This is a genomic window from Rhodanobacter sp. A1T4, assembly GCF_014207185.1.
Classification (GTDB): Bacteria; Pseudomonadota; Gammaproteobacteria; order Xanthomonadales; family Rhodanobacteraceae; genus Rhodanobacter.
The window spans coordinates 419,875-435,686 of record NZ_JACHCP010000001.1 but is presented as its reverse complement, the minus strand read 5'-3'; the positions used below and the strand labels follow the sequence as shown (position 1 = coordinate 435,686).

Annotated in this window: 13 protein-coding genes; all 13 read right to left on the bottom strand. The window is 61.2% G+C overall.

All coding sequences use genetic code 11. From position 1 onward, the window contains the following. Positions 1–64 precede the first annotated feature (64 nt). Positions 65–1,354, bottom strand: a complete 1,290-nt coding sequence (locus HDE80_RS01955; RefSeq protein WP_184667344.1) for a threonine/serine exporter family protein — start codon at positions 1,352–1,354, stop codon at positions 65–67. Then, on the bottom strand, positions 1,351–1,794 hold the full coding sequence (locus tag HDE80_RS01950) for an NfeD family protein (protein WP_184667342.1): 444 nt from the start codon (positions 1,792–1,794) through the stop codon (positions 1,351–1,353). Before HDE80_RS01950 ends, HDE80_RS01955 begins: the two co-directional genes overlap by 4 nt. A 10-nt stretch (positions 1,795–1,804) precedes the next feature. Then, a complete protein-coding gene (locus HDE80_RS01945) occupies positions 1,805–2,770 on the bottom strand; it encodes an SPFH domain-containing protein (RefSeq protein ID WP_184667340.1) in 966 nt (321 codons plus the stop codon). A gap of 72 nt (positions 2,771–2,842) precedes the next feature. Next, positions 2,843–4,258: an ATP-binding protein gene (locus HDE80_RS01940; RefSeq protein ID WP_184667338.1), complete on the bottom strand. Its 1,416-nt coding sequence runs from the start codon at positions 4,256–4,258 to the stop codon at positions 2,843–2,845. Between the two features lie 40 nt (positions 4,259–4,298). Continuing rightward, the gene (locus HDE80_RS01935; RefSeq protein ID WP_184667335.1) at positions 4,299–5,642 is read right to left on the bottom strand and encodes a sigma-54 dependent transcriptional regulator; all 1,344 of its coding nucleotides are present in this window, start codon (positions 5,640–5,642) and stop codon (positions 4,299–4,301) included. A gap of 102 nt (positions 5,643–5,744) precedes the next feature. Beyond that, positions 5,745–6,527 (bottom strand): PDZ domain-containing protein, encoded by a 783-nt coding sequence (locus HDE80_RS01930; RefSeq protein WP_184667333.1) that lies wholly within the window; start codon positions 6,525–6,527, stop codon positions 5,745–5,747. A gap of 64 nt (positions 6,528–6,591) precedes the next feature. After that, the gene (locus tag HDE80_RS01925; protein WP_184667331.1) at positions 6,592–8,421 is read right to left on the bottom strand and encodes a DUF885 family protein; all 1,830 of its coding nucleotides are present in this window, start codon (positions 8,419–8,421) and stop codon (positions 6,592–6,594) included. 78 nt (positions 8,422–8,499) lie between these two features. Further along, positions 8,500–9,717, bottom strand: coding sequence for an FtsX-like permease family protein (locus HDE80_RS01920; RefSeq protein WP_184667329.1), 1,218 nt, complete (start codon positions 9,715–9,717; stop codon positions 8,500–8,502). A gap of 9 nt (positions 9,718–9,726) precedes the next feature. After that, positions 9,727–11,031, bottom strand: a complete 1,305-nt coding sequence (locus tag HDE80_RS01915) for an ABC transporter permease (protein ID WP_184667327.1) — start codon at positions 11,029–11,031, stop codon at positions 9,727–9,729. 64 nt (positions 11,032–11,095) lie between these two features. Then, positions 11,096–12,310, bottom strand: coding sequence for an FtsX-like permease family protein (locus tag HDE80_RS01910; RefSeq protein ID WP_184667777.1), 1,215 nt, complete (start codon positions 12,308–12,310; stop codon positions 11,096–11,098). Between the two features lie 79 nt (positions 12,311–12,389). Beyond that, a complete protein-coding gene (locus HDE80_RS01905) occupies positions 12,390–13,718 on the bottom strand; it encodes an ABC transporter permease (protein ID WP_184667775.1) in 1,329 nt (442 codons plus the stop codon). Positions 13,719–13,782: 64 nt separating this feature from the next. Further along, positions 13,783–14,571 carry a type II CAAX endopeptidase family protein gene (locus tag HDE80_RS01900; protein WP_184667325.1) on the bottom strand — a complete coding sequence of 263 codons (789 nt, stop codon included), beginning with the start codon at positions 14,569–14,571 and terminating at the stop codon, positions 13,783–13,785. Positions 14,572–14,600: 29 nt separating this feature from the next. Continuing rightward, a complete protein-coding gene (locus HDE80_RS01895) occupies positions 14,601–15,806 on the bottom strand; it encodes an FtsX-like permease family protein (protein ID WP_184667323.1) in 1,206 nt (401 codons plus the stop codon). Positions 15,807–15,812 lie beyond the last annotated feature (6 nt).

Sequence of the window (15,812 nt, the reverse complement as noted above, 5' to 3'; positions counted from 1 at the left end):
TTACGCAGAACTTATAGATGCGCGTAGATGCGCGTTCAGAAAAGATCGCTAAAACCGGCTTTACTTACAGCGATCGACGTGGTGAAACCAGCAGCTCACCAAACATCAGTCCGCCAACAAGCGACACGAGCAGAGTCAGCAACAGCAAGCCGGTATCCATGCCCAGCGAAGTATCGCGTTGAAGCAGAAACGACATGCTGCGAAAACCAACGCTGCCCGGCACCAGCAGAATAATCCCTGGCTCACGAATCACCGCACCCGGTCGATGGGCAAAGCGCGCATAGAAATTGGCCAGCGCACTCAGTAAAAAACCGCCGAGAAACACACCAAACGGCGCCGCCGGCAGCGAACCGGAAATCCTGCCACCCCAGCGCGTGGCGAGATAACCGACAATCACCGCCCCCATCACCACCAGCCAGTCTTTGCGAGCCGCACGAAACAGAATGGCAAACCCGAACGCGCCAATGACCAGTGCCGGCAATTCGGTCCAACCCGGTAACGGCGGTAACGTGTAATCGCGCGCCTGAATGCCCACGGCCGTGCATAGCGTCGTTGCCGCCACCGTGCCAAAGGTCAGCTTAAGCAGGGTTGCGACCGCGCCGCCCATGCGCGCCATGCCAGCCACCAGATGCTGGCTGGAAATCTCGCGCACCGCCGTGGTCAGCGACATGCCAGGCACCAGCACAATCAGGCTGGCCAGTACCACCGACTTGATCGCCAGCGGCACCACGAAGGCGCTGACCACGATCGCCACCGTGGTCGCCACCAATGCGCAGATCGCATCGCTGGCGATCGACAGTCGCGGTCGCTTGGCCGCCATCACGGTGATGCTGCCAATGATCAAGCCAATGAAGGCGGCCGTTAAAAGATCGGGCCATGCGCTGTGCAGAAACAACGCCACCACGCAGGCCGCTGACAGGCCGTAGGTCGCAATCACCGCCGCCTGTTCACGTCGTGTATCCGGCCGGCCCAGTGCGCGCAACCGGTGAAAGCCTTCGCGCAGACCGACCTCCCCGGCAATTACCTGATCCGCGATCTCATCCGCCTCGCACAACCGTGCCAGATTTACATCGCCGGGCGCCAGACGCATAACCTGGGTGGTCTGTGCGACGCCTTCCTCACCCTGCCCCAGATCGGTAAACGAAATAATGACGGCGGTCGGACTGGACCATACATCGGCTAGCAATCCCAAGCGTTGCGCTGAGCTGGAAATCGCCATCTCCAGTCGTGGTGACGCCGCACCGTACTGATGCAGTCGGCGTGCCAGCTCCAGCAAAAACGCCATGCGCGTGCTGATCGCGGTGGTGGCGAACGACGGATGGATCACGCCGCTGCTGGCGCTATTCGCACTCATGCCGCCGCGCGTACCTTCAGCGTGGTACCGTCGATCGCAACGACTTCGACCAGGCTGCCGAGCGGTAGATCCGGCCCATTCACCAGCCACTGGCCATCGCCGACGCGCGCCTTGCCACGACCGTTGACAATCGGTTCGATCAGCTCGTAGCGCTGGCCGATCATGCGCTCGCCACGACGGTTGAGCGTCTCGCTACCGGGCTCGCGCTTATCCAGTTTGGGTCGCAACACGCGGGCATAAAGCACGCAGGCCGCAAACGCGAGTACAGCAAATAGCACCGCCTGTACCAGCAGCCCGAGCGGCGGCGTCAGCAAAAGCACCGCACCTAGCGCTGCCGCTGCCAGACCGATCCATAGCAGAAAATACCCCGGCAGCAGCACCTCACTGCCGATCAGCAACAGCGCGAGAATCCACCACAGGTAATGCACGGGAAAAGGCATGGCATCGGCCTCAGCGCTGCGGCGGCTGGAACGGGGTGGACGTCGGCGGCTGCGCGATCGAGCGCTGCTGCTGGCCCAGCGACTCCTTGGCCAGCTCGGCGATGCCGGCCAACGAACCGAGAATGCCGGTGGCCTCGATCGGCAGCAGCAGCATTTTCTGATTCGGTGATTTAGCCATCTCTTTCAGCGCCTCGACATAGTTGTTGGCGACAAAATAATTCAGCGCGTTGACGTTGCCACCGGCGATCGCATTGGACACCATCGTGGTGGCCTTGGCTTCAGCTTCGGCGGAACGCTCGCGCGCCTCGGCGGCACGGAACGCGGCCTCCTTCTCGCCCTCGGCCGCCAGAATGACCGACTGCTTCGCGCCCTCGGCCTTGAGAATGGCCGCCTGACGGAAACCTTCGGCGTCGAGGATGTTGGCACGCTTCTCGCGCTCAGCCTTCATCTGTCGCGCCATCGCGTCGATCAGGTCGCGCGGCGGCGCGATGTCCTTGATCTCGATGCGGTTGACCTTGACGCCCCAGGGATGCGTCGCCTCGTCCACCACGCGCAGCAGCTTGGCATTGATGCCGTCGCGCTGGCTCAATGATTCATCCAGGTCCATTGAGCCGAGCACGGTGCGGATATTGGTCATGATCAGCGCCAGCGATGCCTGCTCGAGATTGGACACCTCGTACGCCGCCTTGGAAGCGTCCAGCACCTGATAGAACACCACACCATCGACGCGTACCACCGCGTTGTCCTTGGTGATCACGTCCTGCGAGGGCACATCGAGCACCTGCTCCATCATGTTGATCTTGCGGCCGACCGTCTGATAGATCGGAATCAGCAGATGCAGACCGGGGCTTAGCGTGTGCGTGTATTTGCCAAAGGTTTCGACCGTCCACTCGAAACCCTGCGGCACGATGCGCACCAGCTTGGCCAGGGTGACCACGACGACCAATACGATGACTAACGCGAGAATCTGACCCATTGCCTGTCCCCATCCGTGACGAAGTCACAAGTATAGGCGAGCTGTTGTTACGCGCACTGTCGGCGCTCGCCGCTAACGAACAACAGCGGTCTGCGGCAGCAGCAGTGTGACGCGCAAGCCGCCATCCTCGCGGTTCGCCAGCAGCACGCGGCCACCGTGCGCCTCGGCAATTTCACGAGTCAGAGCCAGACCCAGCCCGGTACCAGCACGCTTGGTCGAATAAAACGGCAGCAACGCCTGCGCCAGCACGGTTTCGGTCATGCCCGGCCCGCGATCGGCCACTTCGATGCGCAAATCGCGGCCGACCTCGATGATGGACAGCGTGACATCGTCCTCCGCGCTGCCTGACTCATGCGCGTTCTTGATCAGGTTGATCAGTACCTGCTCGATCTGTACCGCATCGAAGTGGCCCGGCCGCGTCGGCGCGGGCGAGGCGAGGCGATAATTGCAGTGCAGCGCCAGTCCGTCCAGGAAAGGCGCCCATTCGATGGCGACCGACAGCGGCGTCGGCAATTTGGCGAAGCTGGCGTAGCCGGAGATGAAGCTGTGCAGGTGCTTGGCCCGCTCGCTGATGGTGGCAAACACGCCAGGCAGCCGATCGACATCGCCGCGCCGCGCCAGCTCGGCACCGGAGTGTGCCAGCGAGGAAATCGGCGCCAGGGAATTGTTGAGCTCGTGGCTGATCACGCGGATCACCCGCTTCCAGGTCGCTACTTCCTGTCGCGACAGCTCGCGCGTCATCCGCCGGAACAGCTGCAACCGATGTGGCCGGCCCTGCAGGCGAAACGCCCGCTGCGAAATGTGGAAGGTTTCCTCGCTGCCGTCCATTTCCACACTGAGAAGAGCGTCTTCGCCGTCTTCCACTGCGCGGCGCAGCGCCTCGGGCACACCGTCCAGTAATCGGGCAAATTCCAGCCCGTGCAGGCTGCGTCCCTCGTTGAAAAGATGTCGCGAGGCAATATTGGCGTAGGCCACGCGACCGACGCTATCGGTCAGCACGAGGGCAACCGGTGTGTTCTGCACCACGGTATCCAGCAGCAGCTCGCGCTGCGCCAGATGCTGGCGCTGCTCGCGCAGGGTCTGACCCAGCGCGTTGTGCATGTGAATCAGTTCACCCAGTTCATCGCGACGATGGATCGCGATGGAAATACTGAAATCACCGTCGCGATAGCTGGCTACGGCACCTTCCAGCGCGCGCAACAGGCGGCTCACCGGCGCCATCGCCTGGCCGGCCAGCCAGGACGCGAGTAGCAGCAACAGCACTGCACAAATACCGAGCGCGCTGTAGATGCCCAGGTGCGTTACCGGCGCTGCCTTGACTGCAAGTGGTACCGTCGAATCGTTGACCGTTAGCTCCGTCTGCATCCATGTCAGCAGCTGCGGTAGCGGCCATTGCGTAACGCCCGCGTAGATGAATGCGCCGGCCACGCTGGCCAGCGCCAACAGCACGGTGAGCCGCGTCTGCAATGAATTCAGGCGACGCCACATGCGACGCTCCCTGGCGTTTCATTTGGCCATGCCAATACCATCAGGCCGGTGCCGCCAGACCATAGCGCTCCATTCGCCGATACAACGCCTGCCGCGATAGTCCGAGGTTCTGCGCCGCGCGGCTGACGACACCATCGGCCTTGTGCAGCGCGGCTTCCACCGTTTCGCGGCTCGGTTCGTCGAGATTGCGCGTGGCAGTAGAAACATGCGGCGCGAGATTCAGCAACTCGGGTGTGATCGGAACGCCGCCAGCGAGCAGCGCCGCGCGTTCGATCGCATTCTTCAATTCGCGTACGTTACCGGGCCATGGATAATTGAGCATCGCATCGCGCGCCGCATCCCCGATCTCGGCACGGCCACCCAGAAAGAATTCCGCCAGCGGCAGAATGTCGTCGCTGCGCTCGGTCAGCGGCGGCAGGTTGACCTCGATCACGTTGAGCCGGTAGTAAAGATCCTCGCGAAAAGTGCCGGCGCGGATCATTGCCTTGAGATCGGCATTGGTCGCACTCAGCACGCGCACCTTCACCTGTCGCGTACGACCGGAACCAAGCCGCTCGAACTGGCCGGTTTCCAGCACGCGCAACAGCTTCATCTGGCCGGGTAGCGGCAAGTTGCCGATCTCGTCGAGGAACAGCGTGCCGCCATCGGCCAGCTCGAAGCGGCCCTCGCGTGCCTTGTTGGCACCGGTATAGGCACCCGCATCGGCACCGAACAGTTCGGCCTCGATCAGCTCACCCGGCAATGCGCCGCAGTTCACCGCGACAAACGCGCCGCGCCGTACGGCCGAATTGGCGTGCACGATCGCAGCAATCCGCTCCTTGCCGGTGCCATTGGGGCCTGTGATCAGCACGGGTACGTCAGCCTTGGCGACCTGACAGGCCAGTTCCAGCGTGCGCGCCATCGCCTCGGAGGCGAATACCAGGTTGTCCAGCTCGTATTTGCCCTGCAGTGCCTCACGCCGACGTCTGCGCTCGCGCCGGGTACGTGCCACCTCGCGGGTGGACTCCGACAGCTCCAGCAGATTTTCCACCGTGGCGATCAGTTTGCTGTCGTCCCACGGCTTGGCCAGATAATCCGCCGCGCCAGCCTTAACCAGCTCGACGGCAGTTTCCAGATGCGTCCAGGCCGTCAGCAGAATCACCGGCAGATCCGGATGCTGCTGGCGAATAGCCCGAAACAGTGCCACGCCCTCCTCGCCCGACGTGGTGTCGGCTGTGAAATTCATGTCCTGAATCACCACGTCGATCGACTCGTGCTGCAGCATCGCCAGGCCTTCATCAGGCGTCAACGCGGTGAGTGGTCGAATATCGTTCAACGACAGTGCCAGCGAAAGCGCCTCGCCAACAGCCGGGTTGTCGTCAATGATGAGTACGCTACGCGTCATTTTTTTTCTGCACATGCGGACATAGATGCCGCTCCGAGCCCAAAGGTTTGCATGACTATCGGACTAGTGGGGTATCGATGGCAACGAAATGTATGCACGAGGTCATTTACTGGGTGAGGCCGGTTGTCCGGGCGATACGATACGTGAATAGTCGGCAGCGGCCACGGTAATCACCGGCATTGCATTGCCACGACGCACATTCAGCTTCACCGCGACGGGCCTGCTCGCACGCAATTGTGCCATCAACTCGTTCACGTGCTTCACCGGATGATTGTCGACCGCGGTGATGACATCGCCCTGCCGCAAACCCCACAAAGCATCGGGGCTGATCTTGGTAACCGTAATCCCGGTCGTGTTATCCGACTGCAGCTTCAATACATGATCGGGGATGCGCCAGCTGAGGCTGTCATCGGTATCGTGCTCATAGGTATACCAACCGCTCTCCATCACAGGCGATGTGGCCGGTACAGACGGAGCGGATGGGGCCGATGGCTTAAGCGGTACGGGCGCAGTAGGCGAGACCACTTGCCCGTACTCAGCCGCCGTCACTGTCAACACGGATGATTCGGCACCGCGACGCACATGCAACTTGACGCTGGAGGGGCTACCCGCACGCAATCGATCCATCAGCTGGCTCACGTGCTTCACCGGATAATCGTCAACGGCAACGATGACATCGCCCTTCTGCAAGCCCCAGACCGGATCGGCACCGATCTTGGTAACCGTGATGCCTGTGGTGTTATCCGAGTGCAGCTTCAACGCGTGACCAGCGATGCGCCAACTCAGGCTGTCGTCCGAGTTGAACTGATATTTCCAGTCAGCCATTGCCGACTGAGTCAGCATGCTGGCCAACACCAGCGTTCCGCCAAGTATCAGTCGTCGCATCACAACTCCCCGTATGACGTGATCAAAAGCGCTGCCCGAACCATGCCCGGGCAGCGCACCTGGATCAGCTCGCAGCCGCCGCCGGATGTGCCGGCGCCTTGCCTGACTTCACCGCCGCAATCCACGCATTGACCCGCGTCTCCAACACGTCCAGCGGCAGCGCGCCGCCATTGAGGATTTCGTCGTGGAACGCGCGGATGTCGAACTGGCTGCCCAGTTCCTTTTTCGCCCGCTCACGCAGCTCGAGAATCTTCAACTCACCGGTCTTGTAGGCCAGCGCCTGGCCCGGCCAGGTGATGTAGCGATCGGTCTCGGCCTGTACGTCGGGTTCGTCCTCGCTGGAATGGGCATGGAAGAAATCGACCATCTGCTGGCGCGTCCAGTGCTTGTCGTGCACGCCGGTGTCGAGTACCAGTCGATCGGCACGCAGCAACTCGTCGGAGAGACGGCCGTAATCGGACAGCGGATCCTGATAGAAACCAATGTCCTTGCCCAGTTGCTCGGAATACAGCGCCCAGCCCTCGATATAGGCGGTGTAACCGCCCTGCTGACGGAACGGCGGCAGCGCTGGCAGCGTCTGCGCAATCGATATCTGCAGATGATGACCCGGAATGCCTTCGTGGTAGGCGGTCGACTCGATCGTCAGCACGCTGCGATTGGCGAAGTCGCCGGTATTGACAAAAATCTGCCCGGGCCGTGAACCGTCCGGCGTGCCCTGATGATATTCGGCAGCAGCAGCCTCTTTCTCGCGGAAGGCTTCAACCGGCACCACCACGACCTTGGTTTTCGGCAACAGACCGAAGAACTTGGGCAACTGCGGCTGCATCTGCGCCAGATAGCCACGATAGCGATTGAGGATGTCCTCACGCGACGTCGCATGTGTCTTCGGATTGGCTTTCAGCGAGGCGCGAAAGCTGGCCAGATCAGCAAAGCCCTGCGACTTGGCGATGCCCGTCATTAACCCTTCGATGCGCTTGACCTCGGCCAGACCTAGCGCGTGAATCTGCTCCGGCGTCTCCTTGGTAGTGGTCATCTGCTCGACGTCGAAACGGTAAATGGCGTCGCCGTTCGGCAAATTCCAGATACCTGGTTCGGCGCGTCCGTGCGGCGCGTAATCCTTCGCCACAAACTCGCCGAGCTTCTTGTACGCCGGGCGCACATTGTCATCGATGGCTGCGAGAATGGCGTCGTGCAGGCGCTTCTGATCAGCCGCCGATACCGACGCCGGAAAATGCTTCAGTGGCTCGGCGAACACGCTCTCCATACCGGCCGATTTCTCAATGTTGTCGATCTGCACCACGACTTTTTCCAGCACGTACTTCGGCGGCATCATCTTGTCGCGCAAGCCCTGCTTCGCGACCTCCGTCACCTGATCGAACAACTTCGGCACGGCCTTCAGGCGGGCGAGGTAATCGTCATATTCCTTCGTGTTGTCGAACGGGATCGAGCTGACGAAACCGGCCAGCGCAATATGCGCGCCGCTCATCTGATCCAGCGGCATTTCATACAGCTTGAGATCGGTACTGCGCAGGCCGTCCTTGAGCTGGCGCACCATCAGCTGCTGGTTGAGCGCGTCGCTGTCGGAGAAACCAGTCGTATCGATTGCCTCGAAACGCTTGAGGAAATTCTCGGTAATCGTGCGTTCGCTCGCCACATGCGCCAGCGATGCATTGCTCCACAAACTGTTGTAGCGAAGATCGCCGAGCGTGGTGGCGAACTCCGGGCTGCTCTCCAACTGATGCTGCCACTGCTCCGCCAGCAACGCATTGAGCGCCGCCACACGACTTGCCACACTCATCGACGACGCCTGCGTCGCAGGAGCCGCCTGCACGGATGCCGCAAGAGTCATCGAGCCCAGCAGGCTCATCGCAATCAACAACGGTAGCGTTTTCATCAAGCACCTCTCCCAGAATGTGAACCCCGATTGTGCCCCCCGACGCGCCGATCCTCCCGTGCCAGAGTGCATGGTTCTTCAGACCGACCGAGTCGCCACCACCGGCGGCACCGCGGCAGCTCGCAACGCCGGGCCCAGTACGGCTAGCTGCCCCAGCAGCCACAGCGCCAACGCGCCGATAGGCAGGTAGTAAAGCGGCAGACGTGGCAGCTCGTAGAACTTCATCAGTGTAAGATTCAGCGCAAACGCCAGCGCCATGCCCAGCACGATTCCGCCACTGACGATCAAAAAGTTCTCGGTCTGGAAGTAACGCAGAATGTCGCTGCGCGTGGCGCCCAACGCGCGGCGAACGCCAATCTGTCGACGTCGTTGCTGCACCCAGAAATTGGCCAGGCCAGCAATGCCAAGGGCTGTCACGAAAAGCAGGCCAAGACCCGCCACCAGTAACAACCCGACCATGGTCTGGTCGCGATGAAAATAGCTGTCACGCACCTGAGTAAATGTTTGTGGCGATTTGAGGATGCGATTGCCATTAAGCCGGACCAGCACGGCGGAAGCTTCTTTCAGCACACGCTCACGGTCGTGCGGTGCAGTACGCATCACGTAGGTGACCTCGCTGTCATCGGGCTTCATTGGGAAAAGCATGGCGTATTCATTGGTAGCCGGATCGCGCAACGCTGGACGCAGCATGTGATCGACTACCCCAACGACGCGGGTGGGGTGAGTCCCGCTCGCGTAAATATCCTTGCCCAGTGCGGACTGCCCCGGAAACAATTGCTCGGCCAATGCCCTGGTCACGATGGTGACGGGTACCGTGTCGATACCCTTGTAACCATGCGGCACATCTTCGGCGATGTATTCATCGGCCTGGAAATCACGCCCCTCTATCAGGTGCAGGCCAAGCGTCTGCAGTTCACCGGGTGTGCCGTTGTATGCGCTCGCCCCCACATGTGTATCGGCATCGGGAACGGTGGTAATACCGTTGGTCCAGTTGTCGCGGTTGAGCGGCAAGGCATCTACCACCACAGCCGATTTCACACCAGCGATGCCACGCAGAGCGACCAGATCCTGCTCGTGTCTGACCAACGGATTCTCGGTCGCATCAATATCCACCGAGTCGATCATGGCCAGCTCGTTTTCCGCGATACCACTGGGCAGACGCATCTGGCTGGTGCGGGTAGCAATCATGAACATCACGTTGCAGACAATCGCGCACGTGAAGGTCACTTGCAGTATCAGAAGGAACGCCGTGAGCTTGTGACGCGTCAGGCTGGAAAGGATCGGCCTCAGTTGCATGACATCACCTTATTGGGTCTTGAGTTGCAGGGCGGGCGTAATGCGGCAGGCACGCCAGGCCGGCAGCAGACCTGCCAAGACGCTGGCGACAATGGCCAGTACCAGGGTGCCCAACAACATCGAAACATCCATTTGCGCGAGATGCGCATAGTCATCCGGACGATGGCGCACGCTCCAAAGCCCCAGTTGTGCGATGCCAAGTCCGAGCAGGCCACCGGCGACACCGATCACGGCCGACTCGACGCCGAACTGCAGGAAGATGTCGCGCCGGCGTGCACCCAGCGCCCTCCTCACGCTCACCTCACCACTACGGCGCAAAAACTTGGCCAGCAGAAGGCCGACAATGTTGACCATGCACACCGCAAGAAAGCCCAGTGCCAACCACAGCTGCAGACGCACATCTCCAGGTACCAGCTGCATGTGGTCGAGCCATGCCAGCAGACCATAGAGCTTTGCATCAACCGGCCGTGCGAAGCGACCATGAGCTTGTTGCTGGCGCCAGTAATCCTCGAGAAACTGCTGGTACGCATGCACCTTGGTTGGGCCATCCAGGCTGACCCAGAATTGCAGCCAAGTGCATTCTCCGCTGGTGCGCTGATCTCCGCCCGATCCCCAGCACGACATATTGCCGTTACTGTCGAATTTCAGATCCATCGCCGTCGTCAACGGCAGGAAAAATTCATCGGTCTTGCCAAAGGCATGGCCGCTCGTATCGCCATAAAAGGCGGGTTGCGGATACCAGTCATTCAGCACGCCGATGACCCGGAAGTCGGTGTCCTGCAGCCGAACGATCTTGCCGGTAGCGGACGTGTCGCCGAACAGCTTGCGAGCAAGGTCGCCATTGAGCACCACGACCCGCTCATGTTGCTCGTCCTGCACCTGCGTCCAGCCGCCGCCCGTGCGGAACGGCACGTCGAACATCGGAAAGAAATCCGCGGTGATGTAATGACCCGTCTCGAAAAACGGCCGCAGACTGGTTTGTGCCGGACGCACGAGAACGCTTCCACCCGCCATCGCCGCCTGTCGATCTCCTTGATGAGCTCGCAAGAGATTGCTTGCATCGATCCAGCTCAGATTCGCGCTGGGGTCAGGCGCATTCTTGTCGTCCTTCGAACTGAGCGGACGTGCATCGAGATGCGGGTAATACAGCTGCCCGCTGTGCTCCGGTATCGGGTCACCCGACATCACATGCAGCACCGTGAGCATCGTCATGCTCGCGCCGATGCCAAGCCCGATAGCCAGCACCATCATCGCGGTGAGAATCGGGCTGCGTATCAGGCTACGCCGTGCCAGATCGAAGTAATAGCCGAACATCGTGCCCCCTTGAGTACTTGAGTCATTGTTTCCTACTGATTGAAATGGCGTGGCGTGCGCGGCTTCATCCCGACCACGTCGCCACCACCGGCGGCACGGCGGCAGCGCGCAACGCCGGACCCAGCACGGCAAGCTGGCCGAGTCCCCACAAGATCAGGGCTCCGGCGGGCAGGTAGTACAGCGGTAGTCGTGGCAATTCGTACTGCGTCATCAGCAACAGGTTCAACGCGTACGCCAGCAACATGCCGAGTGCGATACCCGACGTAACGATCAGGAAGTTCTCGGTCTGGAAGTAGCGCAGGATGTCGCCACGCGTCGCACCGATCGCGCGGCGGATGCCGATCTGCCGGCGCCGTTGCTGCACCCAGAAACTGGCGAGACCGACGATACCGAGCGCGGTGACCAGCAGCAGAGCCACGATCACGCCCAGCAGCATTCCCGCCATGATGCGGTCCTGACGGAAATAGACTTGCCGCAGATCGCCGATCGTCTGGCTGGCCTGTTGTTCGACTACCGCATCCGGCGCCAACTTGGCGATCGCGGCGCGCGCGTCCCGCAAGACGCGCGGGAGCTGTGCCGGATCGGCGCGCAGCAGGTAGACGCCCGAGAGATTCGCGCCCGGTTGTGCCGGCGTGAATACCGACCACTCGATGGTGCCGGGACCACCCTCACCGGCACTCGGACGCGCCAGATGCGCCACCACGCCTGTCACGCGAAAGTGGAAGTCCCCGCACCAGAATTCCTTGCCCAACGGATCGGTGTCAGGCCACAGGTGTTCGGCCAGTGAGCGGCTCACGATCACGTTTGCGCTCGAAGGAAGAAACGCTTTCATCGGTTGAAAATCATCTGCCCGCGGTGCGCGTCCGGAGATGAGCTGCAGGCCCAGCGCCTCGAAATTTCCCGGGCCGGCCACGTAGAAATCGACCACGCCAGCGAACTTCTGACCGGCGCTGTCCAGCGTGATGCCAGCGTTACCGGCGGTCTCGCCGAACGGCACCTCATTGATCACGCTGACCGACTGCATGCCCGGAATCTCGCGCAGACCGGACGTCACGCGGGCATTGAGATCGCTGGCCTTGGCCTCGTCGTAACCGGTCAGCTTGATCGTAGCCAGGAAACTCTCGTCCACGCCGCTGTCGACATGTGTCATCTGGATACGGCTGGCAATCAGAAAGCATGCGTTGCACAACACCGCGCACGCCAGTGCGATCTCCATGGCGATCAGGATGGTGGCGAGGCGATGGCGACGCAGGGCGGCAAGAACCGGCTGGATCTGCATGTCGAAAGTACCTGTAAGAAAACGCTCTTTTTGAGGAGTGCGGCCACGGATGGCCGCTTTCACGCGCATGGAAAGCGCATCACAAAGTCTTCAGTTGCAGACCAAGCGCAACACGGCTGGCACGCCAAGCGGGCACCGCACCTGCGAGCAGGCTGGCGACGATGGCCATGACGAACGTCGCCAGGAACATCGTGCTATCCAGGTGCAGCAGATCGGCGTACGCCACCGGCTGCTGGCGGATCAACGCAAGTCCGAGCAGTGTCAGAAGCCATCCGCCGAAACCACCGATCAACCCGATCAGACCGGCTTCAACCAGGCACTGCGTCAGCACGGCACCACGCGTCGCACCGAGCGCACGGCGTACACCGATCTCGCCAGAACGGCGCAGGAATTTCGCCAGCAGCAGGCCGACCGTGTTGAACAAACAGATCAGCAGGAACGCGAATGCCAGCCAGGTCTGCAGGCGCACGTCGCTGGGCACGACCTGGTTGAAGTCGAGCCACTGCATCAGGCTGGGCATCCTCGTGTTGTCGGCATGCGTCAGGCGACCGAGCGCTTTCTGCTGCGTGGCGTAGTCGGTGATGAAGGCCTTGTAGTCAGCGACTTTGGCGGCGTTGCCGAGCTCCACCCACAACGCAACGCTGACGCAAGGCGATGTCGTCATCGACGTACCCGGATCCGGCGCACGCCAGCAGGTGAAGGCCATGAAGCCGTCGGTGTTGATATCTAACGAACTCGAAAACGGCATGAAGACTTCCTGCGGCTTACTGTAGAAGTCTGCCGTCTGGCCGTTCGAGAAACGGCCACCGACCAAGTCGTAGAACTGCGGCGATGGCCGCCATGGCGCGAGAACGCCGATAATGCGCACATCGCTGTCCTTGAGTCGTAACGTGCGGCCGACACTATTGGCGCCGCCGAATAGCTTGATGTTGAGATCAGAGGAAATCACGGCCACGCGCGTGCGCTGCTGATCGTCCTGAGGCTGCCAGCTACCGCCGTACTGGAAAGGCACCGCGAACATCGGGAAGAAATCCGAAGTGGTCGAGAGCACTTGCGCCATCAATGGCGGCTGGTTCATATCGGGCGCGGTCAAGCGCAACGCACTGCGGCCGATGAGCGCCTGGCGATCGGCGCGATGAGCACTCCACAGATCCGTCGCCGAACGGTAATCCATCATGTCCCACGGTTTGTGGGTGTTCTCCGGATCGGGCAACGGCGACGGATCCACCTGCGGATAGAAGATGTGCTGGCTGCGCCCAGGCAGCGGATCACCGGACAGCAGGTGCATTACCGTCAGCGTGGTCATGCTCGCACCGATACCGACAGCAATCGCGATTACCATCAGCGCGGTCAGCATCTTGTTGCGCATGAGACTTCGCAGGGCAAGGTTGAGGTAATAACCAAACATGCTCATTCGCCCCCTGAAAAGTAAAACATCTGAAAACGCCTTGCCCTCACACCGGATACGAAGCTCATACAAACTCCGCAGCAACGCGCTCATCGGATCGAGCCCGAGCCGCCAGCAGCAGAACGAATCCCGCCAAGACGTGAAGGCATGGGCTCAGTAGAACCAGGCAACCAGCCTCATGTGGGATAGCGACCCCAAGCGCGGTGATCGCGTTTGCGGCAGCATGGAAGACAACGCAGAGCAGGATGCTTGCGGTACGGCTGTACAGCCAACCCAGCATCAGGGCCATGCCGACCACACCCAGTGCAAAAACCGGGAAGTTGCTGCCGTACTGACTCACACCGGGGAGGAAAAAGAGCGGAACGTGCCAGAGAGCCCAGACCAGGCCAACCAATAGAGCCGCCTTTGCAGACCCGGTGGTACGCGCGATCTCCGGTTGGGCAATACCCCGCCAGCCGGGCTCCTCCAGGCCGCCGCCCACGATCATGACGGCGAGCAGCGGCACGAACATGTACCAGGGCCGGATCGAAAGTGCGCTCGACAGATCCGGACGGAACAGCACGGCAATCATCGTCGAGGCGATAGCCAGAACTACTGGCAGGCCAATGGCCACGGCATACCACCAGCCGGCAACCCGCCAACGAAACAATCGTTGATGAAATTCCCTGAGCGGAGCCTGCGACGAAGTCGACAGCACAGCTACATATGCTCCGATCATCGGCCCGAGACCGCCGAGCACATAGAGCAGCATGAATGGCCATTCGCCATAGACGAGCTGCTGCGTACGCGCCAGCCAGCCCAGGAGGCCCCACGCACTCCACGTCACACTGAAGCAGACGATCAGGAAGACCAACAGACGCCGGCTCACAAAAGACTTCATCATCATGCTGACCTCGTCGCCACCACGGGCGGCACTGCTGCTGCGCGACGCGCCGGCCCGAACACAGCGAACTGACCGATCAGCCACAACGCAATCGCGCCACCTGGTAGGTAATACCAGGGCATGCGCTCCATCTCGTAGTGCTGCATCAGGTACAGATTGATGCCGAATGCCAGACCCATACCAATGACCACGCCAGCCGTACTAAGCAGAAAATTCTCGGCCTGGAAGTACTGCATGATGTGGCCGCGCGTGGCGCCCACGGCACGGCGGATGCCGATCTGCCGGCGACGCTGCTGCACCCAGAAACTGGTCAGGCCAACGATGCCGAAAGCGGTGACCGCCAGCATCACCACGCATACCAGCACCAGCATCCAGGCCATGCTGCTCATGTTGGCGAAATACCGTTCGCGGATATCGGTGTAGCTGTGGCCCTTGACGACTGCAATCGGGTTGAGCTCGCTCAAAGTCTGTTGGGCCTGCCGAACCACGCGGTCGCGATCCTGCGGCGCACTACGCACCACGTAGTAGCTCAGCGCACCGTCGGGGCTGAGCGGAAAGAAGGTGCTGTACCAGGCCTTCTGGCTGTTCACGAACGGGCGCAGCACATCAGCCACCACGCCGACCACCGTGTAGGCCAACGGTTTGGAATAGAGCACTTTGCCCAGCGCCGGCTGCCCCGGCCACATCCGCTCAGCCAAGCTTTGCGTGATGATGACGACATGCGTATCCACCAGTGGCATCGAACCCCGTTTGCTGTCGGCGTATTCGTCTGAGCTGAAGAAACGTCCCTGCAGCAATTGCAGGCCAAGCGCCTTGTCGCCACCCTCACTGAGGAAGTACGCCGAGATATTCACGGCGTCGTTGAATCTGCTATCCGGCGTGGCACCAAACGCCCAGCCCCAGTTGTTGTTGCTCAATGGCACCGTGTTGGTTACCGCCACCGCTTGTACGCCGGCTATGCCACGCAACCGGCCAAGATTGCGCGGGATGTCACTGGAAGCCATCTTCGGGTCGCTGCCGTCCACGGTAATCACCCCGATGCCCCGCTCGTCGATGGCATTGGAGCGGTGGATATCGACCACGCGCTGGCCGATCATGAATACCGCGTTGCACAGCACGGCACAGGCCAGCGCGATCTCCAGCACGATCAGGATGGCCGGAATCCGGTGTTTGCGCAGGCTGGCGAGAATCGGTCGGATTTCCATAAGCAC